26 protein-coding genes, 1 tRNA gene and 1 pseudogene are annotated in these 26,115 nt (G+C 37.8%); 21 read left to right on the top strand and 7 right to left on the bottom strand.

Annotation, left to right across the window (positions count from 1 at the left end; genetic code table 11):
- Positions 1–49 precede the first annotated feature (49 nt).
- The 5 genes from GNT69_RS24510 to tsaD all read left to right on the top strand — a co-directional run bounded on the left by GNT69_RS24510 (position 50) and on the right by tsaD (position 2,984).
- Positions 50–126 (top strand) — tRNA-Asp (locus GNT69_RS24510).
- A 210-nt stretch (positions 127–336) separates the two neighbouring features.
- The gene (gene tsaE, locus GNT69_RS24505; protein ID WP_203557613.1) at positions 337–807 is read left to right on the top strand and encodes a tRNA (adenosine(37)-N6)-threonylcarbamoyltransferase complex ATPase subunit type 1 TsaE; all 471 of its coding nucleotides are present in this window, start codon (positions 337–339) and stop codon (positions 805–807) included.
- Positions 788–1,486 (top strand): tRNA (adenosine(37)-N6)-threonylcarbamoyltransferase complex dimerization subunit type 1 TsaB, encoded by a 699-nt coding sequence (gene tsaB, locus GNT69_RS24500; protein WP_203557612.1) that lies wholly within the window; start codon positions 788–790, stop codon positions 1,484–1,486. The genes tsaE and tsaB overlap by 20 nt, the downstream gene beginning before the upstream one ends.
- A gap of 20 nt (positions 1,487–1,506) precedes the next feature.
- The gene (rimI, locus tag GNT69_RS24495) at positions 1,507–1,956 is read left to right on the top strand and encodes a ribosomal protein S18-alanine N-acetyltransferase (RefSeq protein ID WP_203557611.1); all 450 of its coding nucleotides are present in this window, start codon (positions 1,507–1,509) and stop codon (positions 1,954–1,956) included.
- Positions 1,953–2,984, top strand: coding sequence for a tRNA (adenosine(37)-N6)-threonylcarbamoyltransferase complex transferase subunit TsaD (gene tsaD, locus GNT69_RS24490; RefSeq protein WP_203557610.1), 1,032 nt, complete (start codon positions 1,953–1,955; stop codon positions 2,982–2,984). Before rimI ends, tsaD begins: the two co-directional genes overlap by 4 nt.
- Positions 2,985–3,272: 288 nt before the next feature.
- On the opposite strand, the gene GNT69_RS24485 is transcribed toward tsaD, so the two are convergent.
- Complete coding sequence (locus GNT69_RS24485; protein ID WP_203557609.1) at positions 3,273–5,195, bottom strand: ABC-F family ATP-binding cassette domain-containing protein; 1,923 nt, start codon at positions 5,193–5,195, stop codon at positions 3,273–3,275.
- Positions 5,196–5,355: 160 nt separating this feature from the next.
- On the opposite strand from GNT69_RS24485, the gene moaC reads away from it, so the two are divergent.
- Both moaC and GNT69_RS24475 read left to right on the top strand, forming a co-directional pair.
- A complete protein-coding gene (gene moaC / locus GNT69_RS24480; protein WP_203557608.1) occupies positions 5,356–5,850 on the top strand; it encodes a cyclic pyranopterin monophosphate synthase MoaC in 495 nt (164 codons plus the stop codon).
- A gap of 30 nt (positions 5,851–5,880) precedes the next feature.
- Positions 5,881–6,531, top strand: coding sequence for a redox-sensing transcriptional repressor Rex (locus GNT69_RS24475; protein ID WP_203557607.1), 651 nt, complete (start codon positions 5,881–5,883; stop codon positions 6,529–6,531).
- 25 nt (positions 6,532–6,556) lie between these two features.
- Here the strand turns inward: GNT69_RS24475 and GNT69_RS24470 are convergent, their stop codons facing one another.
- Positions 6,557–6,757: a YdiK family protein gene (locus GNT69_RS24470; RefSeq protein WP_203557606.1), complete on the bottom strand. Its 201-nt coding sequence runs from the start codon at positions 6,755–6,757 to the stop codon at positions 6,557–6,559.
- A complete protein-coding gene (locus tag GNT69_RS24465; protein ID WP_203557605.1) occupies positions 6,754–7,491 on the bottom strand; it encodes a CPBP family intramembrane glutamic endopeptidase in 738 nt (245 codons plus the stop codon). Before GNT69_RS24465 ends, GNT69_RS24470 begins: the two co-directional genes overlap by 4 nt.
- A 285-nt stretch (positions 7,492–7,776) precedes the next feature.
- Here GNT69_RS24465 and groES point away from each other — a divergent pair, with 285 nt between their 5' ends.
- Both groES and groL read left to right on the top strand, forming a co-directional pair.
- The gene (groES, locus tag GNT69_RS24460) at positions 7,777–8,061 is read left to right on the top strand and encodes a co-chaperone GroES (RefSeq protein ID WP_203557604.1); all 285 of its coding nucleotides are present in this window, start codon (positions 7,777–7,779) and stop codon (positions 8,059–8,061) included.
- Positions 8,062–8,115: 54 nt separating this feature from the next.
- A complete protein-coding gene (gene groL, locus GNT69_RS24455; protein ID WP_203557603.1) occupies positions 8,116–9,747 on the top strand; it encodes a chaperonin GroEL in 1,632 nt (543 codons plus the stop codon).
- 474 nt (positions 9,748–10,221) lie between these two features.
- Here the strand turns inward: groL and GNT69_RS24450 are convergent, their stop codons facing one another.
- Positions 10,222–10,497, bottom strand: coding sequence for an IS3 family transposase (locus GNT69_RS24450; protein WP_203557615.1), 276 nt, complete (start codon positions 10,495–10,497; stop codon positions 10,222–10,224).
- Between the two features lie 167 nt (positions 10,498–10,664).
- On the bottom strand, positions 10,665–11,096 hold the full coding sequence (locus GNT69_RS24445; RefSeq protein WP_203557602.1) for an HTH domain-containing protein: 432 nt from the start codon (positions 11,094–11,096) through the stop codon (positions 10,665–10,667).
- A gap of 420 nt (positions 11,097–11,516) precedes the next feature.
- Between GNT69_RS24445 and GNT69_RS24440 the strand changes: the two genes are divergently transcribed.
- From GNT69_RS24440 to GNT69_RS24430, 3 genes are all read left to right on the top strand, one after another.
- Positions 11,517–11,993 (top strand): C1q-like domain-containing protein, encoded by a 477-nt coding sequence (locus GNT69_RS24440; RefSeq protein ID WP_203557601.1) that lies wholly within the window; start codon positions 11,517–11,519, stop codon positions 11,991–11,993.
- 286 nt (positions 11,994–12,279) lie between these two features.
- Entirely contained in the window at positions 12,280–12,699 is a 420-nt protein-coding gene (locus GNT69_RS24435; RefSeq protein WP_203557600.1) for a hypothetical protein, read from the top strand.
- Between the two features lie 231 nt (positions 12,700–12,930).
- Positions 12,931–13,908: a YheC/YheD family protein gene (locus tag GNT69_RS24430; protein ID WP_203557599.1), complete on the top strand. Its 978-nt coding sequence runs from the start codon at positions 12,931–12,933 to the stop codon at positions 13,906–13,908.
- 731 nt (positions 13,909–14,639) lie between these two features.
- On the opposite strand, the gene GNT69_RS24425 is transcribed toward GNT69_RS24430, so the two are convergent.
- Together GNT69_RS24425 and shc are read right to left on the bottom strand one after the other, a co-directional pair.
- Positions 14,640–15,182 (bottom strand): HXXEE domain-containing protein, encoded by a 543-nt coding sequence (locus tag GNT69_RS24425; protein ID WP_203557598.1) that lies wholly within the window; start codon positions 15,180–15,182, stop codon positions 14,640–14,642.
- Between the two features lie 126 nt (positions 15,183–15,308).
- Entirely contained in the window at positions 15,309–17,219 is a 1,911-nt protein-coding gene (gene shc / locus GNT69_RS24420) for a squalene--hopene cyclase (protein WP_203557597.1), read from the bottom strand.
- Between the two features lie 116 nt (positions 17,220–17,335).
- Here shc and GNT69_RS24415 point away from each other — a divergent pair, with 116 nt between their 5' ends.
- The 9 genes and pseudogenes from GNT69_RS24415 (at position 17,336) to tkt (ending at position 25,974) form a co-directional block, all read left to right on the top strand.
- The gene (locus GNT69_RS24415) at positions 17,336–18,472 is read left to right on the top strand and encodes a DUF2515 family protein (protein WP_203557596.1); all 1,137 of its coding nucleotides are present in this window, start codon (positions 17,336–17,338) and stop codon (positions 18,470–18,472) included.
- 23 nt (positions 18,473–18,495) lie between these two features.
- Positions 18,496–18,612, top strand: a pseudogene (locus GNT69_RS24410) (siderophore ABC transporter ATP-binding protein); the annotation flags it as partial.
- A 493-nt stretch (positions 18,613–19,105) separates the two neighbouring features.
- The gene (locus GNT69_RS24405; protein ID WP_203557595.1) at positions 19,106–20,599 is read left to right on the top strand and encodes a PRD domain-containing protein; all 1,494 of its coding nucleotides are present in this window, start codon (positions 19,106–19,108) and stop codon (positions 20,597–20,599) included.
- The gene (locus GNT69_RS24400; RefSeq protein ID WP_203557594.1) at positions 20,589–21,026 is read left to right on the top strand and encodes a PTS sugar transporter subunit IIA; all 438 of its coding nucleotides are present in this window, start codon (positions 20,589–20,591) and stop codon (positions 21,024–21,026) included. The genes GNT69_RS24405 and GNT69_RS24400 overlap by 11 nt, the downstream gene beginning before the upstream one ends.
- Positions 21,027–21,039: 13 nt before the next feature.
- A complete protein-coding gene (locus tag GNT69_RS24395; protein WP_203557593.1) occupies positions 21,040–21,357 on the top strand; it encodes a PTS fructose transporter subunit IIB in 318 nt (105 codons plus the stop codon).
- Between the two features lie 22 nt (positions 21,358–21,379).
- On the top strand, positions 21,380–21,832 hold the full coding sequence (locus GNT69_RS24390) for a fructose PTS transporter subunit IIA (protein WP_203557592.1): 453 nt from the start codon (positions 21,380–21,382) through the stop codon (positions 21,830–21,832).
- Positions 21,833–21,966: 134 nt separating this feature from the next.
- Positions 21,967–23,058 carry a PTS fructose transporter subunit IIC gene (locus GNT69_RS24385; RefSeq protein ID WP_203557591.1) on the top strand — a complete coding sequence of 364 codons (1,092 nt, stop codon included), beginning with the start codon at positions 21,967–21,969 and terminating at the stop codon, positions 23,056–23,058.
- A 136-nt stretch (positions 23,059–23,194) separates the two neighbouring features.
- On the top strand, positions 23,195–23,884 hold the full coding sequence (alsE, locus tag GNT69_RS24380; RefSeq protein WP_239094456.1) for a D-allulose 6-phosphate 3-epimerase: 690 nt from the start codon (positions 23,195–23,197) through the stop codon (positions 23,882–23,884).
- A 77-nt stretch (positions 23,885–23,961) separates the two neighbouring features.
- The gene (tkt, locus tag GNT69_RS24375) at positions 23,962–25,974 is read left to right on the top strand and encodes a transketolase (RefSeq protein ID WP_203557590.1); all 2,013 of its coding nucleotides are present in this window, start codon (positions 23,962–23,964) and stop codon (positions 25,972–25,974) included.
- The last annotated feature ends 141 nt before the right edge of the window (positions 25,975–26,115 follow it).

Raw genomic sequence — 26,115 nt, 5'->3', positions numbered from 1 at the left:
CGGGCTCATAACCCGAAGGTCGCAGGTTCAAATCCTGCCCCCGCAATCTGGTCCGGTAGTTCAGTTGGTTAGAATGCCTGCCTGTCACGCAGGAGGTCGCGGGTTCGAGTCCCGTCCGGACCGCCATATTTTAAAAATTTAGACGAAACATTGTTTCGTTTTTTTATGTTTAAGAAAGTATAGATAAGTTTTTTGCTCACTTTTTAAAAAAAGTGTACACTACATATAGAATGTTATTCCTTAGGAGGACATCCTAAGGTTTTTTGTATTTACATAACTCTTTTTAGGTAAATATGGGTAAAATAGATAGATAATGAAGGGATTAGGTGATGAAATATGGCAGCCTATGAATTTATTTCCGAAGGTCCCAAACAAACTCATGATTTTGCCAAACGGTTAGCCATTCTTCTTAAGGAAGGAGATGTGATTGGCTTAGAAGGGGACCTTGGAGCGGGAAAAACAACATTTACAAAGGGGCTTGCCGAAGGGCTAGGGATTAGTCGTACCGTGAATAGCCCAACATTTACGATTATTAAAGAGTATAAGGGCAAACTTCCTCTCTATCATATGGATGTTTATCGAGTGGAGGATTCTTTTGAAGATCTAGGGTTTGAGGAATATTTCGAAGGAAATGGTGTCACGGTTGTTGAATGGGCTCATTTAATTGATACACAGCTCCCTGAATTTTTATTGACGATTCATTTATTTCATGGAGATAATGGATTAAGGAGAATTGTATTAGAACCAAAAGGTTCGAGGTATGAACAGTTATGTAAGGAGCTTTTCAATGAAAATTCTATCAATTGACACATCAAATTATTCATTAGGGATCGGTCTTTTGGACGATGAACAAGTGTTGGGTGAATATATATCCAATATTAAAAAAAACCATTCTGTTCGAGTAATGCCCGCCATTCAAACGCTGATGCATGAATGCAATGTAAAGCCTAGTGATTTATCTAAAATTGTTGTTGCAAGAGGGCCTGGGTCCTACACAGGAGTGAGGATTGGTGTAACGATAGCAAAAACGCTTTCGTGGACATTAAATATACCAATAGTAGGTATTTCTAGTTTAGAAGTTTTAGCAGCCTCAGCTGGGCGCTATTTTAGTGGTTATCTATCACCTTTATTCGATGCTAGAAGGGGGCAGATTTACACAGGTTTATACCAATTTGAAAATGGCAAAATAAAATCTGTATTTGAGGATCAACTTGTTATGACTTCAAACTGGGTACCAAAACTTCAAAACTTGGATGCAAAGGTTCTTTTTATAGGGAATGATTTACCATTACATGCACAGTTAATAAAAGAGCAATTGAAGGAAAAAGCAGTTTTTGCAGAGAAAACTGAACATAACCCTCGACCAGGGGAATTGGCTCTTTTAGGAAAAGAAGAGGCTGGAGAAGAAACGCATACCTTTGTGCCAAACTACATCAGGCTTGCTGAAGCCGAGGCAAAATGGATGGAAGCCCAGAAAAATCAATAAATAATATTAGGAAGATGGCTATGAATAAAACAATAGCATTTCGCCATATGGAACTTGCTGACATTGAACGAATACTCGAAATTGAAACTCAATCATTTACGACTCCGTGGAGTAAGGAAGCTTTCAACAACGAACTGACGAACAATAAATTTGCCTTTTATACAGTTATAGAAGTAGACAATCAAGTTGTCGGTTATTGCGGGTCATGGGTTATTATTGATGAAGTCCATATCACAAATATTGCGATTCTTCCTGATTATAGGGGAATGAAGCTTGGTGAAGCTTTGCTATGCAAAGTGATGGATAGTGTAAGAGAAATCGGTGCAAAAACAATGACACTAGAAGTAAGAGTCAGCAATACGATCGCTCAGTCTCTTTATAAAAAGCTAGGGTTTCAAGAAGGAGCGATTCGTAAAAATTACTATACGGATAATATTGAAGATGCGCTAGTTATGTGGGTGAATTTATGAATACAAAAAGGGATCAGTTGATTTTAGGCATTGAAACAAGTTGTGATGAAACTGCAGTGGCCATCGTAAAGAACGGCCGTGAGATTATCGTGAATATCGTCGCTTCACAAATTGAAAGTCATAAAAGGTTTGGTGGTGTCGTCCCCGAAATCGCTTCTAGACATCATGTAGAACAGATTACAATCGTATTAGAAGAAGCTTTTAAACAGGCAGAGGTTCAAATTGAAGATATTGATGCGATTGCTGTGACGGAAGGACCAGGACTTGTGGGGGCATTATTGATTGGTGTTAATGCAGCTAAGGCTCTTGCTTTTGCGCATAATATTCCACTTGTAAATGTCCATCATATTGCTGGTCATATTTACGCGAATCGGCTTGTAAAGGAAATGGAATTCCCACTATTATCTTTAGTCGTCTCTGGCGGACATACAGAACTTGTTTATATGGAGGGTCATGGGCAATTTGAAGTAATAGGGGAAACAAGGGATGATGCAGCAGGAGAAGCGTATGATAAAGTTGCAAGAGTATTAAAAATGCCCTATCCAGGAGGCCCACATATCGATCGCCTTGCTCAAGAAGGGCAACCTGAGATCGATTTGCCGCGGGCATGGTTGGAACAAGGGTCCTACGATTTTAGTTTTAGCGGATTAAAGTCTGCGGTTATCAACACAGTACACAATGCGGAACAACGCGGAGAAACGATTGCCCCGGAAACGTTAGCGGCAAGTTTTCAAGCAAGTGTTGTCGAGGTGCTTGTGACAAAAGCGGTTCAAGCAGCAAAAGAATATAAAGTAAAGCAAGTCTTACTAGCAGGTGGAGTCGCTGCAAATAAGGGTTTAAGAGCTGCCCTTTCAAATGCCTTCTCTGAGCTTCAAGACGTTGAGCTGGTAATTCCGCCATTGTCTTTATGTACAGATAATGCGGCAATGATTGCTGCAGCAGGAAGTGTATTATTTGAAAAAGGAAAGCGAGCAGATTTAACGCTTAACGGAAATCCGGGATTAGAAATAACAATCCACAATGATTAATCACAAAAATGCGTTTTCACTATAGAAATCCACATAATTTTGTGGATAACTAAAAGTTATCCAAAGATCTTTAGAAATAAATGTGTATATTGTTGATAACTTTATTATTACTTGTGGATAATGTGGAAAAGTTTTTAGTTTATGAGGAAAAATAGGCAATTGGAAATGGAAATGATTGTGGATAAGTGAAATCCCGGGGAGGAATCCCCGGGATTTTCTTCTCTAAACGGTTTTAAAATCTCAACACATTGGAAAATTATTATTATTTGCATGCTCGTAGACATCTTGTTAATCAGCTAACTTAGTCCATTCCTCCAATAGGTTTTCTATTTCTTGTTGCGCTTGCTCTAATTGCTGATTGATTTCCCCAACTTTTTCATGATCTTGGAATATCTCTGGGTCACAAAGGAGGTCCTCATATTGAGATACAGTTGACTCTAACTCTTCAATTTTAGATTCAATTTCCTCAATTCGTCTTTTACGCTGCCGCTCTAATTTTTTTACTTCCTTATCCTGTTGATAACTTGATTTATCAGCTGTTGCTGGAAGGGATCCTTGTTGCTGTTTTTCAGTTTTTAGTGCCTCAAGTTCTTCTTGTTCTAGTTTTTTTTCTACGTAATAATCATAATCCCCAAGATACTCGGTCAAGCCAGTTTTCTCAAGTTCGAAAACCTTTGTTGCGATTCGGTTAATAAAATAGCGGTCATGGGAAACAAATAGAATAGTACCTGGATATTCGATTAATGCATTTTCAAGAACTTCTTTACTGTCGAGATCAAGATGGTTTGTCGGTTCATCTAAAATAAGAAAATTGGCTTTTTCCATCATAAGTTTGGCTAACGCGAGACGGGCCTTTTCTCCGCCAGAAAGTGAGGAAACGGTTTTTAAGACATCATCACCAGAAAATAAGAAGTTTCCAAGTACCGTCCTAATTTCTTTTTCAGGCTTTAGTGGATACTCATCCCAGAGCTCGTTTAAAACCTGTTTATTAGATGTTAACTTAGCTTGTTCTTGATCATAATAGCCAATTGAAACATTTGAACCAAATTGAAAATGGCCTGACAAAGAAGGAAGCTTATCAACAAATGTTTTTAATAATGTTGATTTTCCAACTCCGTTTGGACCTACAAGAGCAATGCTATCTTCACGTTTAATCTGAAAAGAAATTTGCTCAGAAATTTTATTTGCCTCATATCCGATTGATAATGATTCAACTTTTAAAACATCATTCCCACTTTGGCGATTAATTTCGAAGCGAAATGTAGCTGACTTTTCATCGCCTGCTGGCCGATCAAGACGATCTATTTTTTGTAATTGTTTCCTTCTGCTTTGCGCTCGTTTCGTCGTTGAGGCACGAGCAAGATTGCGTTGAACAAAATTTTCTAGTTTGGCAATTTCATCTTGTTGTTTTTCATAATGCTTCATTTCCCGTTCAAAGTTCTCAGCCTTTTTCTCTAAGTAATGACTATAATTGCCGATAAACTTAGTGATCTTTCGGCGGGACAGCTCAAATACTTGATTCACTACTTTATCTAGGAAATAGCGGTCATGGGAAACAATGAGGATTGCACCAGGGTAGCCTTGAAGATATTGTTCTAACCATGAAAGTGTTTCTATGTCCAAATGGTTCGTAGGCTCGTCTAGGATGAGAATATCCGGTCTTGAAAGTAATAATTTCCCAAGAGCGAGCCGTGTTTTTTGTCCGCCACTTAAAGTCGAAATCTTTGTCGAATAATCAAATGATTCGAAGTGCAGTCCATGTAAAACAGAGCGGATATCCGCTTCATACTGGTATCCACCTTCATCTTTGAATTTAATTTGTAGCTGGTCATATTCTTTTAGGATTCGTTCATATTGTGAGTCATTTGAAAACGTAGTTTGGTCGGCCATTTTTGATTCAAGATTACGCAACTCTGTTTCCATATTACGCAAGTGTTCAAATACCGTTAACATCTCGTCCCAAATCGATCGTTCCGATTCGAGTCCAGTGTTCTGGGCTAAATAGCCAATCGAAACACCTTTTGGTCGTATGATCTCTCCTGAGTCATAAGAGATTTGCCCAGCAATCATCTTGAGTAGGGTGGATTTCCCCGCACCATTTCTACCGACAAGAGCAATTCGATCATTGGTTTGTACTTCTAGTTTAATATTGGATAAAATAAGTTCAGCAGCAAAATATTTAGTTAACTGGTTTACTTGTAGTAAGATCATTATTTTCACCTCATGCCTTAATCAATAGTGTAACCGATTGGAAAAGTCACGGCAACAAAGTGGAATATCAGAAAGAAGGAATTAATATGTGAAAATTGGTACAAAGTAGATACACAAATTGTAAAAAATAGTGTATAGTTTTGTTGAAAGGGGCAAAATCATGGCAGAATTTACTCATTTTAATGAAGAGGGCAGAGCTAAGATGGTCGATGTCAGTGATAAACATGAAACTGTACGGACGGCAATTGCTCATTCCAGTATTAACGTAAATAGAGAAATATATGAGAAGATCACAGATAGTAAAATAAAAAAAGGCGATGTTTTGGCAGTTGCTCAAGTAGCTGGTATTATGGCTTGTAAAAAAACGTCGGAAATTATTCCGATGTGCCATCCAATCCCACTAACTGGCATTGATATCTCTTTTGTCTGGGAACAGGACGAAGACAATTATATTTTAGATATTACCGCTTCGGTTAAAACAAAAGGAAATACAGGTGTGGAAATGGAAGCGTTAACAGCGGCTTCTGTCACTGCGCTGACCGTTTATGATATGTGTAAGGCCGTTGATAAAGGCATGGTTATCGGTAAAACATATCTAGTCGAAAAAACCGGAGGAAAAAATGGTGATTTTAATAGAAAAGAAAAATTAAGATAATGTTTCTTAAAAGGGGAGGGGGATTTTAGAATGGCAAATGAATCAACCAAAATACCGCAGGCTACCGCTAAAAGGCTACCGCTTTATTATCGATTTTTATTGAATTTGCATTCCTCAGGAAAACAAAGGGTCTCATCTGCTGAATTAAGTGAGGCAGTAAAGGTCGATTCGGCAACAATTCGGAGAGATTTTTCCTATTTCGGTGCTTTAGGGAAAAAGGGATATGGTTACAATGTGAATTATCTTCTCACTTTCTTTCGTAAAACGTTAGATCAAGATGATTTAACAAAAGTAGCTTTAATTGGTGTTGGAAATCTTGGAACAGCCTTTTTAAATTATAATTTTTCAAAAAATAATAATACGAAAATAGAAATGGCTTTTGATGTAGATGAAGGTAAAGTCAATTCGAAAATTGGCGATGTTCCCGTTTACCATATGGATGATTTAGAAAAAATCATTATGCAAGAAGAAGTTTCAGTCGCTATTTTGACGATTCCAGCATCTGTTGCACAACCGATTACTGACCGGCTTGTTCAAGCGAATATTAAGGCAATATTAAATTTTACACCAGCGAGGCTGAATGTCCCTTCATCGATTAGGATTCACCATATCGACCTTGCTGTCGAGCTTCAGTCACTTGTTTATTTCTTAAAGCACTATCCAAATGCTGAAGAAGAGTGAAAATAAAAGCCTCATAGTGAGGCTTTTATTTTTTTGGGACATTTTTTAGTTTGAAGTGAAATTGAATCATTCGAATTCCCGCACCTATGTCAAAGGTTGCTAAAAGGACGAGAAGGTAAGAAAAAAATCCCCACCCCGTTTCGTTGACTGTTAATATAGCGACATAAGTAAATAACAAACCTAAAACCAGGTAGACAATCCCTGAAAATAAAGGCGATTGTTTCATAAAAAGAATCCTCCAATAAAACTTTGAATTTGTTCTGCCTCTTTAATCAGTCTTTCCAAATCTTCTTGGAATACGGATTGAATAAGGACAACTAATGTATTCATGGCAACATGGGCGAAGATTGGAACGATGATCCTCTTTGTTTTTACATAAAGATAGGCAAAAGTAAAACCCATTGCCGAATATAAGATCACATGTTCAGGTTCAAAATGAGCAAGCGCAAATATCATCGAGCTTATTAGTGCGGCGAAGAAAAAGTTCATCCGCTTATAAAGGCTGCCAAAAATTATCTTTCGAAAAACAATTTCTTCAAGAATTGGTCCAATAATAGAACTGATTAAAATGATGATTGGAAATTGTTCAATTAACTGAATGATTTGCTCGGTATTTTCAGAACCGGCTTCAATTCCAAGCATTAATTCGATGTTTGCAGCGATGGTCTGTGCGAATAGGGCAATGAATATCCCTGATACGGCCCAGAAAATCGAAATTGGGATTGAAGCAGTATCTCTAGATTCTAAGTTTTTCTCACGATCATTTCTAAGTAAAAACAAGACAATAACAAGTGTTAGTGAGAAGCTGAAGACGAGCCAATATGGAACTGCTATTTGTTGCATTCTTTCTAAGGTCTGTCCCATCGCAGTTCCAACGAAAATAAATAATGGGACACCAACTAAACTTGATAATTGCATAACAATATAAGCAATTAAAATAAATCCATATTCCTTCTTCAATATGTCTAACTCCTTTTCAACGCTTATCATCTTATTGTACTAATAAACAGGGGTAAAGTTCAAATAGACTCTATTGTAATTATTTTTTTAATAAAACGATTAAAATCCATTAGAATAACCATACTTGTGAAGGTGGGTTTTTTTACAAAGGATTTACAAAAAAATTGAATTTGAAGCTTGCAAATTAGGAGCAAATTCATTAATATAATAATTGTGTTAGCACTCAACCGAGAAGAGTGCTAATAATTTAAAAAAATTACATATATTTCGAGGAGGTCGTTTCACTTGATCAAGCCACTAGGTGATCGTATTGTTATTGAGCTTGTTGAGTCTGAAGAAAAAACTGCAAGCGGTATCGTACTACCCGACTCAGCGAAAGAGAAACCTCAAGAAGGAAAAGTTGTAGCTGTAGGTTCTGGACGTGTTCTTGAAAGCGGAGAGCGCGTAGCACTTGAGGTAGCTGTTGGAGACCGCATTATCTTCTCAAAATACGGCGGTACAGAAGTAAAATATCAAGGTACTGAATACTTGATTTTACGTGAAAGTGACATTCTAGCAATTGTAGGCTAAAAATCAAACGTAGAATAGACATAAAAATTAAAATTTTGAGGAGGTTTTTTTTACATGGCTAAAGAGATTAAATTTAGTGAAGAAGCTCGCCGCGCAATGCTTCGCGGGGTTGATACACTTGCAGATGCAGTAAAAGTTACTCTTGGACCAAAAGGACGAAACGTGGTTCTTGAGAAAAAATTTGGTTCACCGCTTATTACAAATGACGGTGTAACGATTGCAAAAGAAATCGAATTAGAAGATGCATTCGAAAACATGGGTGCAAAACTAGTTGCTGAAGTAGCAAGCAAAACAAATGATGTTGCTGGTGACGGTACAACTACTGCAACTGTTCTTGCTCAAGCGATGATTCGCGAAGGCTTAAAGAACGTTACAGCTGGCGCAAACCCAATGGGAATCCGCAAAGGGATTGAGAAAGCGACAAAAGTAGCTGTTGAAGGCTTACAAGCGATTTCCAAGCCAATCGAAAATAAAGAATCAATTGCACAAGTTGCTGCGATTTCTTCTGACGATCAGGAAGTTGGAAACTTAATCGCTGAAGCAATGGAGCGCGTTGGGAACGATGGTGTCATCACTATTGAAGAATCTAAAGGTTTCACAACAGAATTAGATGTAGTTGAAGGTATGCAATTTGACCGTGGATACGCTTCTCCATACATGGTTACTGATTCTGATAAAATGGAAGCTATTCTTGAAAATCCATACATCTTAATTACTGATAAGAAGATTGCTAGCATTCAGGAAGTTCTTCCTGTCCTAGAGCAAGTCGTTCAACAAGGCAAGCCATTATTAATGATTGCTGAGGATGTTGAAGGGGAAGCACTTGCTACATTAGTAGTGAATAAGCTTCGCGGAACATTCAATGCTGTAGCTGTTAAAGCTCCTGGATTCGGTGATCGTCGTAAAGCAATGCTCGAAGATATCGCTGCATTAACTGGCGGCGAAGTAATCACTGAAGAGCTTGGCCGTGACCTTAAATCAGCAACAATTGATTCTCTAGGACGTGCAGCGAAAGTGGTTGTTACGAAAGAGCATACAACAATTGTTGAAGGTGCTGGAAACCCAGCTGACATTGCTGCTCGTGTAAACCAAATCCGTGTTCAATTAGAAGAAACAACTTCTGAATTTGACCGTGAAAAATTACAAGAGCGTCTTGCGAAACTTGCTGGCGGTGTAGCTGTTATTAAAGTTGGTGCTGCTACTGAAACAGAATTAAAAGAGCGCAAGCTACGTATTGAAGACGCATTGAATGCGACTCGCGCAGCTGTGGAAGAAGGAATCGTATCCGGTGGTGGAGTTGCCCTTCTAAACGTATACAATAAGGTAGCTGAGCTACAAGCAGAAGGCGATATCGCTACAGGTATCAAGATTGTTCTACGTGCGATTGAAGAGCCAGTTCGTACAATCGCTGCCAACGCTGGTCTAGAAGGATCTGTCGTTGTTGACCGCTTAAAGCGTGAAGAAGTAGGCGTTGGTTTCAATGCTGCTACTGCTGAGTGGGTAAACATGATCGATTCTGGTATCGTTGACCCAACAAAAGTAACTCGTTCTGCACTTCAAAACGCAGCTTCTGTTGCAGCTATGTTCTTAACAACTGAAGCAGTTGTTGCTGACAAGCCAGAACCAGCTGGTGCTCCTGCAATGCCTGACATGGGCGGCATGGGTGGAATGGGCGGCATGATGTAATCTGCCCCTGAAATCCTTTGTGGCTCTGGTGCTCACGCAGCAGAGCCACTTGAAATTTAACATTTGTTTAACGGAGGCCCTGCATAAGTTCACCAAACTTATTGGCGGCCTCTTTTTTCTTGTGTTTGGTAACGTGTAGATAGATGTCCCGAGTTGTATCATCTTTTGAATGACCTAAACGATACATAATTTCTACTAACTCAATCCCAAGTTCTGCTAATAGAGATGTATGAGTGTGGAGAAAGTTTATGATTTTGGTCAGTCATTTTTAAAAGACGTTCCATCCTGTTTTCAACTTTCTTTGGATAGGTGGGATAACCAGCATATTTCTTGCTTTCCTCGGCAAATATAAAACCCTTGTCATAATAACTATCTCCGTAACGTAGTTTAACTTTATTCTGATGTACTTTGTGCTTACTTAACACGTCTAAAGTATATTTATCCACTACAATAGTACGTTTTGCTTTCTTTGTTTTAGGTGATATCCGTTAATAACAACTTGCCAGGTTCCTGTTGGTCAAATTGACGCTCTAGTAGGTTGAGACAAGTACGGTGTTCTTGAGTTGCTTTAAGCATTTTACAATAAGGGTTTGCTTGTCTTATTTTTGCTTTAAGACCAAACTTCTTCATCAACCTTCTAATTTTCTTATGATTCATAATGACAAAGTAATCATTCTCTAAGATCATTTTTATCTGAAGTGCGCCTACTTTTTCTTTCTTTTCGTCAAATAACCATTTAATAAGTTCTATTTCTAGCTCATCTGATTCTTCTCGATCTTGGCGACTTTCTGTTGCTTGTAACCATGCGTAATAACCACTTCTACTTACGTTAGCTAAGCTGCATAGGTAAGATACTTCACCCTATAATTGATGAACTCTTATGGTTTTTTCAATGAGCTGAAACTTCTCTGATGCCGTTAATGTTTCCTTTTCAACGCCTGCCTCTCTAGTTCTTCTAACTTTTTTAAGAAATCATTTTCAGCTTCTAAGAATTTAATTCTAGCTTCGGCCTTTTTCAATTTTTCTTCTGCCGATAGTTCTTTTGAAGAAGGACGATCGGTACTTCCTTTTCCCCTACGCTCTGTCTCAAGTCCGGCTATGCCAAACTTTTCAAACGAATCACGCCATCGTTGAAGACAACGTTTTGGTTGTTTTTTACCTATTACTTCTAAATTGAAGCCATTCTCAATGAATATTTGGGACGGGCCCTTTCCAGTCTTGTACTCCTGGACAGCTTTAATTTTAAAAGCCGAATGATAGGAAATAGACCGATCTGAGACACGGACAACGTTGGGATTCTTCTCAAGTTCTTTCATTTGGAACTCGGTATAAATATTTTTACTTTTCATAGAGATTCTCCGTTCAAAATTAATGTTTTTATTATAAACGGGTTTTTCTTCTAAAGACATGAAAAAACCCGAATATGGGGCACTTTTTTATCAGTGTCCATAATTCGGGTTATAGTTCATTATGTAACTTTTGAGAAGCTTTTTTAATTTCTTGAGTAACAAAGAGGGAGACGCTTTTCGTAATTTTTGTCTTCAATATGACCGAGCAATCTATAATTTGTTTAAGTGAGACACTGGCCTCTGTAAGAATAGTTACAACTGGAAAGCCACTCTTTTATAAAATCACTGAACGTTTGATCAGTTTCTTCATAAAAGATGTTTAAGTTGATTTCATCGGAAGGAAAAAGGCTTCCTTCATAGGACACAAGCCGAGACAAGTTTGTGATTGAATAATATCTTGATAAAAAAGGAGGTGGTCATATGGGGATTCGAAGACAAAAAATAAAATCTGCTTTTCGCGCACTCAGTAATGAGTTCCAGTCTGTACAGCCGGGGGAATTTATAGCCCCGGTTCAATATGGTGCTGAGCAATTTGATTTAAGGGGAGAATATAATACGGATACTTCCATTTTTACGCCTGCTAATAACGGGGTTTATTCGGTTATTGCAAGTATAAACTTTGAACCTAATTTAGATCAACAACATGCGGCAGTTATTGCGATTAGAGTTAATGGTGAAGCAGTAGCTTCTAATATTAAAGAATACTCAGCTATCGTCCCAGGTTTCTCAAACATTCTAACAGTTTCAGTTATTCTAAGCTTACAGGCTGGAGATGAAGTAGATGTCTCCTTTTCTACTCTTTCTAATAACGAAGGAGTAGGAGGCGTTATTACACCTTCAATTGCAACCTCCTTCCAAGCCGCTAGATTTCCTTCTCCAGCAACGGGACTAATGTAGAATAATTTGTTATGGATAACAACGATCCAATTTTTAAACATTTTGACAGTTGAGAATTATAAACGTTGGGAGTTTCGTCATTTTCGATATTCGAAGAAACGGGACTCCCGATATTCTGCTGATTAAGCATATATGTAAAAAACGCTAGCATTGGAATAGGGGATGTGACTAAATCATGAAATAAAAGGTGCGAATTGGGGAAGAAACGTGTCTCCGAACTATACTTTTGCATTTAATAAATATGATTAATATTTATATGCTATAAAAAAGTGAAGGAGATGTAAAAATGGGAATTAGAGGGACGCGTAATATCACAGTTTATGGAGATGCTTTCGATCAAGCATCTACCCCTATTGTAGGTGAGAGGGTAGAATTATCGGAATTAGCAGTTGCTTCTAATACCATATTAGAGAATAATGCCATAATCGTGCCGGAAAGTGGAGTCTATCAAGTTAATTTTAACACGAATGTTTTACTTAATGCAAACGACAATTTAGAACTTATTCTAGAAGGAGACGAAGATCCAAATCGTACAAGAATAAGGGGGGAATATGGTGGTACTGGTTTTATATGGATTCAACTTGGCAATACATTATTAGTGGAACGACAGGCCGGAGAATCAGTTGCTTTTATTGTGGATGTTACCGCTGGATCTCCTGGATTGTTTGAGACAAACTTAGTAGTTATGAAAATTAGTAACTTGTAATTTAGTCTTTTGCTAACAAGTTTATGTATGTGCAATCGTGTGATGGATGAAGGTCTAGATACACTAACCGTCCATCACATTTTTTATGGAGTGCTTCTAAACCACCAAGAAAATCTGTATATTCGTACAAATAGCTAGATTAGTTAAAAAATAGTCAAAGCACCGTGTCCATGCCCCTAGAGTTACATAGTATAGTACACCCTAAAATCATATTCTAGGTTTAAGGGGGAATTGCAGCTGCAATTGATCAGTTTTACCCGAAAAGATATTAACTGGGCTAATAAGACTATAAAGGGAGTTTACCTAAATGGGGCTGAATATAAAAGGGGTACTTTCCGTTTTCCTGATGCAGTATATAATCGTTGTTATTTAAGGCATCCGAGAACAACTAAACGGCTAGAAAAATATATAGGAAAAAATAAAGTCTTTAACAGAGTGACTTCTTTTAACAAATGGGTGGTCTACAACATATTATCTCCCACAGATATTAAATCATTTTTACCAGACACATGCCTCTATAACAAGGAAATATTTAAAAAATGGTTGGAAACATATGAACAGCTTATTTTAAAGCCTCGTTATGGATGTTTAGGAAGAAATGTATATTTAGCGGAGAAGACGAAGGAAGGCCAATTTAATATATATGTAGACAGATTGAAGACTCCATCATATTCCTTTGATGATCCTGATGCTTTTTATGAAAAAATCAAGGGAATTACGAGCAGCAAAAGCTTCATAATCCAAAAATATATAGATGCAGCAAAGGTAGAAAACAGAATTTCAGATATTAGAATACTTGTGCAGAAAAATGACAAGGGAATATGGAAGGTAACAAATGGAATTAGTAGAGTCGCTCCTTTAAACTATTATTCTACAAACTGCAGTATTAATATTTGTGATATGGCTGAAATACTTCATGTATTATTTCCAGATGAATCGCAGAGGAACTCACTACGTCAAAGAATATTAAATTTAAGTGTAAAAATTGCCAAGCTATTAGACAAGAAAATGGGACCTCTGGGTGAAATAGGGGTTGATTGGATTGTTAATAAGGAGCACGAACTAAATCTAATCGAAGTAAATGGCAAACTCCAAAAAAAACTTTATCATATGGTGAGCTTTAAAGAGATCGATAGTATTCATTTAGTCTATCAGCGCCCACTGGAATATGCACTGTATTTATGTAATAAGGAAAAGAGTAATAAATGAGGGTGAGCCAGCTATAATCTATTGGTCTGCAAATGGTCTGCCTTTTGATGGTGCGAAAAGCTCGTTTAGTTATGGTGTGAAGGTACTATTTGAATGTACTGATAATTATACAAGGTGTGTTAAATATTATTATCAACATAGAAGTGTCTAATAAAAAAATGCTAACATTTTGCTAACGCAATCCTGTGAAAAACTGTAAAATCCCGTTAAAGATGTTACAGATAATTTCTAACAAAACCCTGATATACCGCACTTTTCGCACACATCGTTATAGATATTACACACTCTCACCTTACGGGCGGCATGATGTAATTAAGGGTTTAAAACCTTGTTATATCAACGTCTAAAATGATAATATGCTTTTCTTGTCTTCGGATTTGTCCTCGTTTTATAAAAAACATGGCATCTATGACAAAGGGCTAACTATAGGAGAAGGTCTTTCATCAGTTTGTTAAACTGTTGGAAGGCCTTTTCTTCCATATTGGTAGTTATATGAGCTTAGATATTCATTGTCGTATTAATATCTGTATGTCTAAGCGGCTGTTGTATTTCTTTAATCCTACTCCAGCTGCTTCTTTAACATATAGATTATCCTTTCATCAATCCTGATTGTACGGAAAGAGCCCTTGTCTTTTGTTTATCAGTCTTTGAGTTAATGCTTTCCGAAAAATCATCCTTCCACAATCATTCTGAAAAGGTAAAGTGACTTTATAGTAAAGTTTTTGGGGCGGTTATCGAATAAAATAACGACCTAATAGATTGCCAACTAGGAAAACCAGGATCATGATGAGACTAACCGGAAGACTGGTAAATATCAAATGCCAGTCCAACTGTCCATATTCGACTAAAAAATAATATGTAATGATGCAGTAAGGGATAAGGAGGAACAGTGACGTTATGATGCCAGGCGTGTAGCTCTTGAACATAATGGTTTGAACAATATGCATGATTGCCTGCAAAACAAATAAATTAAGAATGGCTGTAAATAAAAGAAAGCTCCCTCCATTAGTTGAAAGATGAGCGGTCATCACTGTCGTGAAGGAGATAATCAGCAAAATCCATGTAGCCGAAACAGCAAGCTGGGCAGCGGTCGAACCAAGTTTTTCTCTCATTCTTAATGTTCGTTTGACGAAGTTCGTTTTCGGGTAGTTGTCTTTTGCAGCCATGGAAGATTCAATGGTTATGATCTCTTCTAAGTCATGGAAAATAAAAACGATGGGAAACAACCAAATTAATGTGTGAAGATTCAAAAATGGGTGGAGCGCCTCTAGCATCTTTTGTCTCCCTCCTTGATAAGATTTCGTTTTTCTCCAAGACTACCGTCTGTTGTGGTTTGTTCGTTTTATGGGACAGGATTTTAAAATATGCCAAAGGTCGCTCAAGAGACGTTTTGAATACACTTATCCTTCATTAAAATCCTTGTGTGACTTACTCGTTAGGAGCTGCCCACCAGCCAATTTTTGATAATGGGCCAAGGAAATCAATGGAAAAACATATTCATAACAATGATAATGGATATAAAAGGATCCTGCCATCCCACTTCCTTTTGGGTAGGTCGTCGTCCAATCTTTATCCTTCTTATTCACTAAAAAAGCTACACCATTTTCAATTTCAGGCGTAACTACAGTTGCGGCCGAAATGAGTGTGTCTAGGGCCCAAGCCGTATGAGTGCGGGTACTTTCGCCCAACGGCACATACGTATTTTTGATATCACTTTTACAGGATTCTCCCCAACCCCCGTCGGGATTTTGGATGTTCCGCAACCAAGCTAAAGCGTTTTGAATCGCTGGATGATTCGTGGAACCCCCAACTGCAATCATTCCCGTTACAGCCGCCCATGTGCCATAAATATACATGCCCCATCGCCCGACCCAGGAACCATCTGAATTTTGATGCCGCAACAGCCACCGAATCGCATCTTTCACCATCGGATGGTGATGATCCAAATGGGTAAAGTTTCCGAAGAATTCTAATGTTCTTCCCGTTAAATCAGCCGTCGACGGATCAATTAATAAATCGTTTCCACCTTCTATCGGTAATAATTTCAACACTTTCTTATTCACATTCTTTTCAAACGCCGGCCAACCTCCGTCATTGTTTTGCATGGAAATGATCCAGTTTACGCCACGATCCCATGCCTGTCGGCAACCCACTTGCTCTGTGGCCAAAGTGCGTAACGCCCTCAGTGCAGCGGTTGTGTCGTCAATATCTGGATGGATCGTGTTCTTGTCCGCAAACCCCCAGCCTCCCGGTAACAGATTCGGTTCATGAATGACCCAATCCCCGTATTTAAGATGCTGACGAGAGAGAATGTAATGATTGGCCTTCTGAATCGTGTTGGCTGAATAGGGAACGCCCGATTCTTGCAAAGCATAACTAATTAAAGTCGTATTCCAGACGGTAGCCGTCGTGTATTGGCAGTGAAGTTCTCCGTCAATCCGGCAGGCCATCGCTTTTAAACCTTGTACGGCACGAGTAATCACCGGATGTGTATTCGGATACCCCCTCGCCAGTAAGGCGTAAATCATTAGCGTAGTCGAGCTGAAATAATTACAAAAGGTGCCGTCCGGTTCGATTCGGTCCAGCATATATTTTTCGGCACGATATAATGTCAATTCGCGAAGGTTTCCATGGTATTTTAGCCACTGAATCCCCTGTTTTATCAAATTGGTCACTGAGCGGACCTCTTCTGCTTGATCGTCTGTAAAAAAGCGAACCTCTTTTTTTTGAAACAAATCGGAGAGATTGGGCGATCGTCGCGTTCGTTTACGAAAATTCAAATTGGCGAGAATCAAAAAAGGGACAATATTCGTTCTTCCGTACACGGAGAGGTCAAAAAGATTGATTGGAAAGGAGTCTGGTAAAAGCATCACTTCAATATTAATGGGGAAGTGCGGCCACTCACATTGTCCTGTTATGGCCAACATGAGTTTCAAAAACATATGGACTTCCGTGGCTCCTCCGTTGGCCATAATAAATCGCCGGGCTGCTTGGATTTCCTGGTCTTTTCGATCCCGGTAACCAGAATAAAGAAGGGCATAATAAGCTTCCACAGTGGTTGTCAGATTCCCTTTTTCCTCATCATGAAACAGCTTCCATGACCCGTCTTCCTGCTGTTTTCCGGCGATTCGTTTCACCAATTCTTTGATGAACTCTTCATCATTTATTTCCAATGTCCGTAATAAGATAATCATACTGCAGTCCGTTGAAATCCCGGTCTCGAAAGGATAACGCCAGGCCCCGTCCTCTGATTGATCGTGGACGAGCTGATTCGCGATTCTGTTCATTTCTTTATATACTCGATTCCGCATATCCCTCATCCTCTCCCAAAGATTCATCTTTGAATACATATTCCGTGAGCAATATGAATATTCATTCCTTTGATGGGGATGACCGTTACACTCAAAATGAACTTCGATAAAGGATGATGCCGTTTGTGCTGGACTCTTTTTCAGATGTAAAAAAAGAATTAAAAAAAAAGATGAAAAAGAAAACTTCCGGGATTGTGCCCAGTTTATCAGAAAAGGATAAACAATGTATTCAGCTTATAAGCGAACAGACGAGACAGCTTAACCAAAACAATGTAACCCGGACGCAAGCTTATTTTCAGTTTTATCTTCAGCACCCTGAAATACATTGGGCTCTTCTCGGACATATGGTATCGCGAAACGTCGGATGGAACATGACCGATTTAAAAGGAGAATTGCTGACAAAACTTCTGCCTGAAAAAGATCAGAAGGCTTTCTTTTCCTTTTTGGAACGCGGCAGTTGGTTGATTTTTCAAGATGTGTATCCTCAATTTTTGATTTATGACCTGAGTGTAAGGAATAGTCAAGAAATGTTCTATCTTTTACCTTTTCTTCACATATCCACTTTCATGGAAACGATGTGGCGTTATTTTTGGTACAGTGGGGATAGCTATACATTGGCGATAGCGATGGTGATAAATGAACAAAGCTATTTAGAAAAAAGATTGATTCAAAATAATTATTTCAAAAAAACGGTAACAGGTACGGTCAGCTTTAAAATGTATGATTTCTTGCGACTCAATAACATTCTTTTTCCCTACTGGACAGGAGAAAAAAGGGAGAAAGCTTCACTTGCCGGTGCCACCTCAAGGTATTTCACTTCGCTCCACGAAAGAATTTTATTCGGAAAAAAATTGTATTCCCTTATTTTTCACCGTGAAAAGATTCTGGCGGGAGTCTTGAAATGGGCGCATGAACAACCTCACACGGGCTCACGGAAAGATTATTGGCCTGATTTGTTTAATGATGTAAATGAAACTTATCCACGATCGCTTTATAAGCGACGGGTCAAGAATTGTGTGTTGAGAAAGGGTGCCGAGAGGCTGTACAGCCCACCTTTAAAATATGCCTGGCCGAATACCACTCATGAAGAAGCGAAGAACGAAGACTGGTTTGAGGATTGGCATGTTCTGGATTATATTCATAAAGAAGTCAGTTTGAATGAAGAGATTTTAGATAATTATTGCAAAACCCTTGAAACAATTGAACTTGCGGTTATGGCGAAGGAAGCCCTCCTGTTACGAGAAGAAGAATAATCATTAACGAGCGGTGGTCCTGACAAATTGCTGCTTTTGGAACAGTAGAAGAGATTATGGATCCAGAATTTTTGTCAGATATTTTTGAAACGAAAATAGAAATTATCGATGTTCCTTATGGGCCTATAGCTGTTTATTAGTCATTAGTTTAAGTTAATAATATTCAAATTTCCCTACCTTTATATTGACGGATTGTAATCATCGCCCCAGCCCTTTAGTCTCTACGTTTCTGTTAGTCCTTAAAACTTATAATTTAACATTTGTTTAACGGAGATTGCTAATAAGTTCACTGAACTTGTTGGCGGTCTCTTTTTTCTTTCCTTAAGTTATACAGTTTTTTCCTCTTTAGTATGACCTTTGATTCCTCGGGATATTTTAATACATGAGATTCATCCAATCAGCTATCGTTTTCACAGTGATTTTCCTATCTAATATAAATGTCAAGTTCATTATGGCCCTTACGCACTTTTGAGGAAGGCAACGGAACTTTTCCTTGCCTGATTTAACGTTAATAGCGGCGTCATAGAAAAATTTAAAAGAATGCCAAAAAAGTGACCGTTGCAACGGTCACTTTCCAGCGAAGCGCTTTCTATAAAATTGGTTACTATATAGGTATAACAAGGAGGCGTGGCTGTGAGTTCAAATAAAAACCATGAACAAAATCTGTTACTGTTTCTTTCAAAAAATCAAGGGTATGTTACTTCCAAGGATCTCCTAGAAGTATTAAATGTTTCTCAAAAAACAGTCTATCGTTTAATAAATAAAATTAACAACGAGTACGTGGACGGCCCTTTAATCATATCTGAAAGAGGGAGAGGGTATAAACTAGATTACGAAAAATTTATTCATTATCAAAAAAGCATTAATAATTATAAAGAAAAACAATTTTCTCCTAACGAGAGACGTAAGCGAATTATGGAAGAATTATTATTGGCGTCGCCTAAAGCTATAAATATTTACCATTTATTTAGTCACTATCATGTAGGAGACTCCGTTGTTTTTAATGATGAACAATTAATGAGCGAAGAACTTAAAAACTACAATTTAGTTCTAGAGCGAAAAAATAGAACGCTAGCCATATTAGGGGAAGAAGTTAATATTCGGAAGGCCATTAAGGACATTATTGAAATCTTTCATACGATTGATATTGATGATTTAAAAAAGAATCCAGAACTTAATTTCAATAAGTACGATGTTTTGTTTATATTGGACCAGTTAAGAAAAATGGAAAAGGATTTTGATATAACAATTCCCTACCCATATAATGTAAACATTTTCTCACATTTGTACATACTACTCAGTCGTTCAAGAAAAGTACCGAGCTTACTAGTCACTGATAAGATTTCTAATGAAGAAATGGAAAATATGAAAAGAGATTCTATTTTATATCCGATCGCAAAGGTTATTGTCACAAATATTGAAAAATATTTGAACAGTTCTTTGCCAGATATTGAGATTTATTTTCTTTATCAGTATTTAGTATCATCAAGAATGCAAGGTTCTCTAGCGATCACTTCCACTTTTTCATCAAAAGTTATCGAAGTAACGAAAGCATATATTGAAGGAATGCGTATTAGCTTAGGAATTGATCTAGACAGTCAGTCTATTTTTATGGATTTAGCCAACCATATTAAACCGATGCTTAATAGACTAGAGCATAAAATTCGTATTAAAAACAGCTTGTTAAGTCAAATTAAGGTAACTTATGAAGAAGTATTTTTGGGCGTAACAAATGTATCCGAATCGGTTAGTGAAAAATTTAACTTACCAGCCATAAATGACGATGAAAATGGGTTTATTACCCTCTATTTTGCAAAAGCAATTGAAACAGGCCAACATCAACGCCCAATAAAAACACTAATCATGTGTACGACAGGAATTGGCACTTCAGAACTGTTAAAAGCAAAAGTTTCAAAGAAATTTCCTGAGTTAGAAATTGTTGATGTAGTAGCATCACGAAATACACAAATGTTAAAAGAGAAATACGCCGATGCTGAATTGATTCTGAGTACGGTTCATATGAAGGAAGAAGTACCCATTCCTTTTTTATTAGTGAGTGCAATGTTTACAATGGATGACCAGAAAAGACTTCAGGGAAAGATAGAGGAAATTTATCATGGAGATTAATTCAATCTATCAAGTTTATTTTAATTGTGAGTTAAAAACAAAAGAAGAAGTATACTCTTTTATTTCTGAAATCGTATGTCAGGATAATCCTTCGCAAAAAGAGGAAGTCATCCATCAATTAAATGATAGAGAAAAAGTAGGAAGCATATTGATTGCTGAACATGTGTTGTTGCCTCATATCGAAAGCAATCAAATAAAGAAGAGTCAAATTTTATTTATCCGTTTAGCAAATCCAATCCGGTCATGGGATTGCGACACAAAGGATATTTGTTTATTGATTGTTATTTTATTAAAGAAAAATGAAAGCGTTCAAATAAAGAAACAAATAACCTTATTCACCCGAGCTTTAGCAGATGAAGAGTATTTAAATCGATTATTGAATCATAAAGAAAAAGAAGATTTTATTAAAGAAATTATAAAAAATTAGGAGGAATATGATTATGAAAATTGTAGGAGTTGCAGCATGCACAGTTGGAATCGCACACACATATATCGCACAGGAGAAATTAGAGAATGCCGGGAAGAAAGCAGGCCATGAAATTCATATTGAAACACAAGGAACGATTGGAACAGAGAATGAATTAACTCAAGAACAGATAGCTGCAGCAGACATCGTTATCTTAGCTGCAGATGTTAAAATCGCAGGAAGAGAACGTTTTGAAGGGAAGCGAATCATCCAAGTTACGACAGAAATAGCTGTTAAATCACCAAATAAATTAATCGAAAAAGCGGCAGAGGTTGTAAGTCAAAAGAATTAGTTTAAGCAAGGAGAGGAAAGTAGTGGAAGTAAAAGATATTGTCGATATAAATACAATCAAAACCAACATAAATGTTAAAAGCAAGGAAGAAGCCATCCAACAATTAGCAGAAGTGTTACTACAAAATGAATACATTACAGATATTGAAGCGTTTTTAAAGGACATTTATGCTAGGGAAGCAGTGGGTCAAACTGGAATCGGAAATTATATTGCGATTCCTCATGGGAATAGTGAATCTGTAAAAAAAATAGGAGTAGCGATTGGGATTACGGAGGAAGAAATCCCTTGGGAGACACTCGATGGCAATGGAGTAAAAGGAATCATACTTTTTGCTGTTGGAAAAGACAATGATGGGGCACAAACACATCTAAAACTATTATCACTATTTGCAAGGAAACTAGGGAACGATGAAGTTGTTGAGAAAATGCTACAAGCGAAAAATGCTGAAAATGTGAAAGAAGCTTTATGTAGCTAAAGAAACATATAGTAGTAAGTTAAGAGATTAATTAAGTGGATTTTGTACCATCTTATGCAATGAATAGGAATCACGGATTGCCTTAATAGTTGCATGGTTCGGATATGAATATATAAATAATAGGGGGGTTTAAAATGAGTGGAATAAAAAAATTAAATCTTAAAGGTCATTTATTAACAGCAATTTCCTATTTAATTCCAATTGTATGTGGAGCTGGTTTTTTAATCGCAATTGGGATGGGTTTTGGAGGTAATCCTGGTGCGGACTTAACAGAACCTCATACCTTCTGGGACGCTCTAGCTAAAATGGGAGCTCTCGGTTTAGGTTTACTACCTGTCGTTATAGCAACAGGGATTTCTTATTCAATTGCAGGAAAACCAGGGATCGCTCCAGGTTTTATTATTGGTTTAACTGCCAATGCAATTGGTGCTGGATTCATCGGTGGGATTTTAGGAGGATTTTTATCGGGCTATCTTGCCGTAGCTGTTATTAAACATTTTAAAGTTCCTAATTGGGCAAAGGGATTAATGCCCACTTTAATTGTTCCATTTTTCACCTCCATTATTGGTGGATTAATCATGGTTTACATTATTGGTATCCCGATCGCAGCTTTTACATCAGTATTAACAAATGCATTAAACGGTTTAGGGACTTCTTCATTGTTAGTATTTGGTGGGGTTGTCGGCTTATTAAGTGGAGTTGACTTTGGTGGCCCAATTAACAAGACTGTATTTGCCTTTGTATTGACAATGCAGGCAGAAGGAATTAATGGACCTATTACAGCCTTACAATTAGTAAATACAGCAACACCTATTGGATTTGGGCTAGCTTACTTTGTCGCAAAAATGTTTGGGAAAAACATCTATACACCAGTAGAAACTGAGGCTTTGAAATCGGCCGTTCCAATGGGTGTCGTTAATATTGTTGAAGGTGTCATTCCGATTGTTATGAATGATATTGTTCGTTGTGTAACAGCCGTAGCGATTGGCGGAGCGGCAGGTGGAGCAGTATCTATGGTGTTAGGAGCAGATGCAAAGGTCCCATTTGGTGGCGTATTGATGCTACCAACGATGACTCAACCATGGACAGGAGCTGTAGCGATATTAGTAAATGTTCTAGTAACAGCGGTGGCTTTGGCTTTGCTTAAGAAAGATGTGAGTCAAAAAGCTGAGCAAGCAGAAGTTGAAGAAGATGACATTGATTTAGATGATATTAAAATTATTTAAGAATAATGTAAGTGCAATGATTAGTTAAGAGGCAGTAAATAAAAGCGTATCAATACTTTAGGGCTAATGGATGGGGTGACGATACACCCTACCATTATTTCTAAAGAAAATAGGTTTTGTGGAGGATAAACAAAGTATGAAAAAAATAGAATTTTCACCATCATTGATGACAATGGACTTAGATAAGTTTAAAGAACAAATCACTTTTTTAAACAATCATGTAGGTTCTTATCATATTGATATTATGGATGGGCATTATGTTCCGAATATTACATTATCCCCATGGTTTATCCAAGAAGTGCGAAAAATAAGTGATTTACCTATCTCCGCTCATCTTATGGTAACGAATCCAAGTTTCTGGGTTCAACAATTAATTGATATAAAATGCGAATGGATTTGCATGCATGCAGAAGTACTTGATGGTTTGGCTTTTCGATTAATTGATCAAATTCATGATGCGGGATTAAAAGCAGGGGTCGTATTAAATCCAGAAACTCCTATTGAAACGATTTTCCCTTATATTGATTTAGTAGATAAAATTACAATTATGACAGTGGATCCAGGGTTCGCTGGGCAACGTTTTATAGAAAGCACCTTAGATAAAATTGTAGCATTAAGAAAATTACGAGAAGAAAAAGGATATCAATATGTCATTGAAATGGATGGGTCATCTAGTCGGAAAACATTTAAAAAAATTGATGCAGCCGGTCCAGATATTTATATCGTAGGTCGTAGCGGTTTATTTGGATTAGATGAAGATATAGAAAAATCATGGGAAATCATGTGTAAAGATTATGAGGACATGACTGCGAAAGTACTATCATAAAGGGGCTGGGATAAAACCCACCTCTTTCATTATTTTTCATAAAAAAAGATATCTTCTGATAAAAGGAGAGTAATAGATTGACAACAATACAATCGAAACAAACTATTGACCAATTAGCTATCAATACCATTAGAACATTATCGATTGACGCAATTGAAAAAGCAAACTCTGGTCACCCCGGAATTGCGATGGGGGCGGCTCCAATGGCTTATACGTTGTGGGCAAAGGAAATGAATGTAAATCCTACAAACCCAGAATGGATTAACCGTGATCGATTTATCTTGTCGGCTGGTCATGGATCAGCCCTTTTATATAGCATGCTTCATTTATTCGGGTATGGCTTAACAATTGATGATTTGAAAAATTTCCGTCAATGGGGAAGTAAAACACCTGGACATCCTGAATACGGACATACAGCAGGTGTAGAAGCTACAACGGGCCCACTTGGCCAAGGAATTGCGATGGCAGTTGGTATGGCGATGGCAGAATGTCACCTTGCTGAAACTTACAACAAAGAAAAATTCAATGTGATAAACCATTATACATACAGTCTTTGTGGTGATGGAGATTTAATGGAAGGCGTATGTGCTGAAGCAGCTTCACTAGCAGGTCACTTAAAGTTAGGTCGTTTAGTTGTATTATATGATTCTAATGACATTTCCCTAGATGGCGACCTAAGTCTATCTTTCACTGAAAGTGTAGCCGATCGATTCAAAGCATACGGATGGCAAGTTCTGCGTGTAGAAGACGGCAATGATGTTGAAGCCATACAAAAAGCGATCCAAGAAGCAAAGGCAGATACAGAACGGCCTACATTAATTGAAGTTAAAACAACCATTGGCTTCGGTTCTCCTAATAAGTCAGGTTCTGCAGCGAGTCATGGTGCACCTCTTGGAGAAGAGGAAGTTAAACGAACAAAAGCAGCCTATCAATGGCAAGCAGAAGAACCATTCTTTGTACCAGAAGAGGTAGAAAAGCATTTTGCAAGTATCGTAGAAAAAGGAAAAGCTACGGAAAAAGCTTGGAATGAACGATTTGAAGAATACAAAACAGCCTATCCTGAACTTGCAGCGCAATTTGAGTGTGCTGTAAAAGGTGAACTTCCTGTAAATTGGAAAGAAGTACTGCCTGTTTTTGAATCTGGTTCAAAGTTAGCAACGAGAGCCTCTTCAGGAAAAGTTTTAAATGCAGCAGCAAATGCGATTCCGCAAATGATCGGCGGTTCTGCTGACCTTGCAGGGTCTAATAAAACATTGATTTCATCGGAACAGAACTTTGCGTTAGACGGGTATGCAGCGCGTAATATTTGGTTTGGTGTTCGTGAATTTGCGATGGGTGCCGCATTAAATGGGATGGCTCTTCACGGCGGTGTGAAAGTATTTGGGGCAACCTTTTTTGTTTTCTCTGATTACTTACGCCCTGCAATTCGTCTAGCCGCACTAATGAAATTACCAGTCAATTATGTATTTACACATGACAGTATTGCTGTTGGGGAAGACGGACCAACTCACCAGCCAATCGAGCACTTAGCGGCATTACGTGCAATGCCTGGTGTTTCCGTCATTAGACCAGCAGAGGCAAAGGAAACAGCTGCGGCATGGCGTTTAGCACTTGAAAGTAAAGATCACCCAACTGCTTTAGTATTAACTCGTCAAGATCTTCCAACTCTTAAGATGGATCAAGAACAAGTGTATGAAGGTGTAAAGAAGGGTGCTTATGTCGTGTCACAAGCAAAAGGAGAAGTAGCGGGTCTTTTACTTGCAACTGGTTCAGAAGTAACACTTGCACTTGAAGCGCAGCAAGTGCTGGAAAATGAAGGCGTATATGTTTCTGTTGTCAGTATGCCAAGCTGGGATTTTTTCGAGCAACAATCAGCAGAATATAAGGAAAGCGTGATTCCTAGTCATGTAACAGCACGTGTTGCCATCGAATTAGGCTCTACATTTGGCTGGAAAGAATATGTCGGACATACTGGAAAAACGATTACCATTGATCATTTTGGCGCATCTGCCCCAGCAAACAAATTACTGCAAGAATATGGATTTACAGTAGAAAATATTGTAGAGACATTTAAAAAGACCGTTAAGTAATTTGAAGATAAATGAATTAATAATTGTTACTGAAATCTTATGTGGAATTTACTTCATAAGAGTAATAGAAAGAGAAAAACCGATCGATTCCGGATCGGTTTTTTATATGTGTATATTTATCTTTGCTTTTGATAAGGGAAA

It is taken from the genome of Bacillus sp. B15-48, assembly GCF_016879755.1.
Classification (GTDB): Bacteria; Bacillota; Bacilli; order Bacillales; family Cytobacillaceae; genus Mesobacillus_B.
The sequence above is the reverse complement of the archived record's forward strand: the minus strand, read 5'-3'. Positions and strand labels throughout refer to the sequence as shown.